The organism is Clostridium sp. ATCC BAA-442 (assembly GCF_964239415.1).
GTDB classification, from domain to species: Bacteria; Bacillota; Clostridia; order Oscillospirales; family Oscillospiraceae; genus Flavonifractor; species Flavonifractor plautii.
On record NZ_CAXSQB010000100.1, the window covers coordinates 1 to 2,652 of the forward strand.

The 2,652-nt window shown below is 67.7% G+C and carries 3 protein-coding genes and 1 pseudogene; all 4 read right to left on the reverse strand.

All coding sequences use genetic code 11. From position 1 onward, the window contains the following. Positions 1-675 (reverse strand): annotated as a pseudogene (locus tag ACESY8_RS19555) (V-type ATP synthase subunit A); the annotation flags it as partial. 348 nt (positions 676-1,023) lie between these two features. Further along, a complete protein-coding gene (locus tag ACESY8_RS19560; protein ID WP_007488053.1) occupies positions 1,024-1,338 on the reverse strand; it encodes a V-type ATP synthase subunit F in 315 nt (104 codons plus the stop codon). Next, positions 1,331-2,329, reverse strand: a complete 999-nt coding sequence (locus ACESY8_RS19565; protein WP_039996400.1) for a V-type ATPase subunit — start codon at positions 2,327-2,329, stop codon at positions 1,331-1,333. The genes ACESY8_RS19560 and ACESY8_RS19565 overlap by 8 nt, the downstream gene beginning before the upstream one ends. A 24-nt stretch (positions 2,330-2,353) precedes the next feature. Next, the coding region (locus ACESY8_RS19570; RefSeq protein WP_416388454.1) for a V-type ATP synthase subunit E at positions 2,354-2,652 on the reverse strand (299 nt) is incomplete at its 5' end.

Here is a 2,652-nt window from a genome sequence, read left to right on the forward strand (position 1 = left end):
GCCCTTGGCCACGGGGAACATGGCGTCCACGATGCGCTGGCCGGAGAGCAGCGGGGTTCTGGGGGGATACTTGTGCTTGTAGGGCCGCCCCACGCGGACGGGCCACTTCTGCACCATGGTCAGCGCGTGCTTCTCCCCCTTCCCGTCCACCAGCACCGCCACCGTGTCCTGCACCGTGAAGGAGCCGGACTGGATGGACTCGATGGTGCCGGACAGGGTGGGGGGCACCATGATCTTGTGGAGCACCACACTGGTCTCCTGGACGGTGCCCAGCACGTCGCCTCCGGTGACCTTGTCGCCGGGCCTGGCCACGGCGGTGAAGTCCCACTTCTTCTCCCGATCCAGGGCGGGCACCTCCACGCCCCGGGGCAGGTTGTTGTTCCCCGCCTTCCGCATGATGCCCTCCAGGGGGCGCTGGATGCCGTCGTAGATGTTCTCAATGATGCCGGGGCCCAGCTCCACGCTCATGGGCGCGCCGGTGGTCTCCACCACCGCGCCGGGGCCCAGGCCGGAGGTCTCCTCGTACACCTGGATGGACGCCGCATCGCCGTTCATGTTCAGAATCTCGCCGATCAGGCGCTGCTCGCCCACCCGCACCACGTCGGCCATGTTGGCGTCCTTCAGCCCCGTCGCCACCACCAGCGGGCCGGAGACCTTGACAATTTTTCCGCTCAATGCTTCAACCTTCTTTCTCGTCGGCGCAAACTGCACATCCTTCGCGTCCCCGTAAACGGGAACGCTCACTCGTTCCGTTGCGCCTCCTCCTCCCCGCCGGACCCACTTCGTTGGGCTCCGCCGGGGGTCCGGACGGCCATAAAGGCCGCCCCTACCGCAGGGCGTTCCGGACGTAGGGGCGACCTTCATGGTCGCCCGTCCTTCCGGCCATTGCCGATGATCCGCTCCCTCGGCCTGCTCCGTCTTCGGCGCGGGCGGGTGTGGGCACCCGCCCCTACAGGGCGCCCAACGCGTTATGGGCGTAGGGGGCGATGCCCACATCGCCCCGCCCCCTCTCCGCAGGGGGAGCTACAAAATATCCGCCCCAACAGCACGCTCCACGGCCCGCTTGACGTTGGCCATACCGATGCCCAGGGAGCCGTCCTTGCCGGGGATCAGGATGATCGCGGGGGTCAGCGCGTCCTTGTACCGCTCCAACTCCGCCTCCATGTGGGCCGCGTACCCCTCGGTCAGGTACACCACCGCGTAGTTCTCCTTCGCCAGAGCGTGAAGGGTGCGCTTTGCCTCCTCCGCGCTCTCCGCCGGGAACACGTCCAGCCCCAGGGCCTTGAAGCCCAGCACGCTGTCCTTGTCGCCCAGCACCGCGATTTTATAGTTAGACATAGGCCTCACGCAGCCTTTCCCGAATAGTGTCCGCGTCCAGCCCGGCCATACGGCCGGAGAGGATGGTGCGGATGGCGGTGAACTCCGCCTCCCGGGCGTACAGATAGCCTACCACCGCCTGCTCCCCAAAGGGGATGCGGCGGGCCTGGGCCAGGTAGCCCATCACCGCGTCGTCGCACAGCCGCTCAAAGGCGGTGAGCTCCCCGCTGCCGGGAGCGGTGAGGGCCGCGCCGGCCGCCGCCGCATCACTGAGGGGACCGGCCCGGAACACCGCCGCCAGATCATTGCCCTTGCCTGACGTGAGCACGTGGGCCTCCACATTTCCCCCGGGCAGGAGCACCTGGCTCAAAAAGTCGCTCCCCTTCCCCATCCGGGCGCACCGGACGGCGGAGCGCAGGTTGGCGGCGTCGATGAGCAGCCGCACATACCCCTCCAGGAAGGGGCTGCCCACCGCGCGGGCCGTCTCCGCCATCTCCGCAAAATAGGCCCGGTCCAGCACAAAGTCGGCCAGTTGAGGGTCATTTCCACCATTGAGGGTCTCCCGGGCCTGCACAACCGCCCGGCGGAAGGGGCCGGTGAACTCCCGCAGGCTGTCCCGCTGAAAGGCCTCCTTCACCTGGGCGGCGCTCCACCGCCCGCCCTCCATCAGCAGCCGGTCGGCGTCCGCCCCCACCGCGGCCCCCTTTACCAGGGCCTTGGCGTTGTGGTAGTCGTACTTCATCTGAAACAGCTCCACCAGCCGTTTGTCGGGTACTGCGCCGCCCAGCTCCCGGTACAGGGCCGCCCGCGCCGCCGAGAGCAGCTCGTCCAGCCCACGGTTGGTCAGGGCCGGCAGCTCCTCATAGCCGCACTCGGCCAGCACCTTCACCGCCTCGTCGTCGCTGCGGGCCTCCACCATCCGCTCCATCCGCTCCCGGGTCACCAGGCGGTTCTCCATCGCCCGCACGCGGGCTGAGATGGTCAAATAATCCGTGTCTCTGATCTTACTCAAGTTTTCGCCTCCCTATCGGAGCGCTCAGCCAAAGAGCACCTCCACAACCGTCCGGTCCATCTCGCCCCGCAGGAGGCGCACCAGTGTTTCAAAGGTGCAGTTCACTTCCACGTCCCCGTCGCTGAGAATCAGCCCGCCCCGGATGGGCCGGGTCTGGACAGACAGGGTCAAATGGCCGTCTCCCAGCCTCTCGTTGGCCTGGGTGACCACCTGCTTGCCATAGCGCGCCCGGTCCTTCTGGGACAGAATGACCTCCTCCCGTCCCGTGGACGACGCCTTCGCCGCCAGCCCCGCCAGCAGCCCTACGTATTCCCCGTCCGGCA

Bases quoted from the DNA above. Each gene is read 5' to 3' on its own strand.
- ACESY8_RS19560 (WP_007488053.1), bottom strand. From the start codon at position 1,338: ATGTCTAACTATAAAATCGCGGTGCTGGGCGACAAGGACAGCGTGCTG.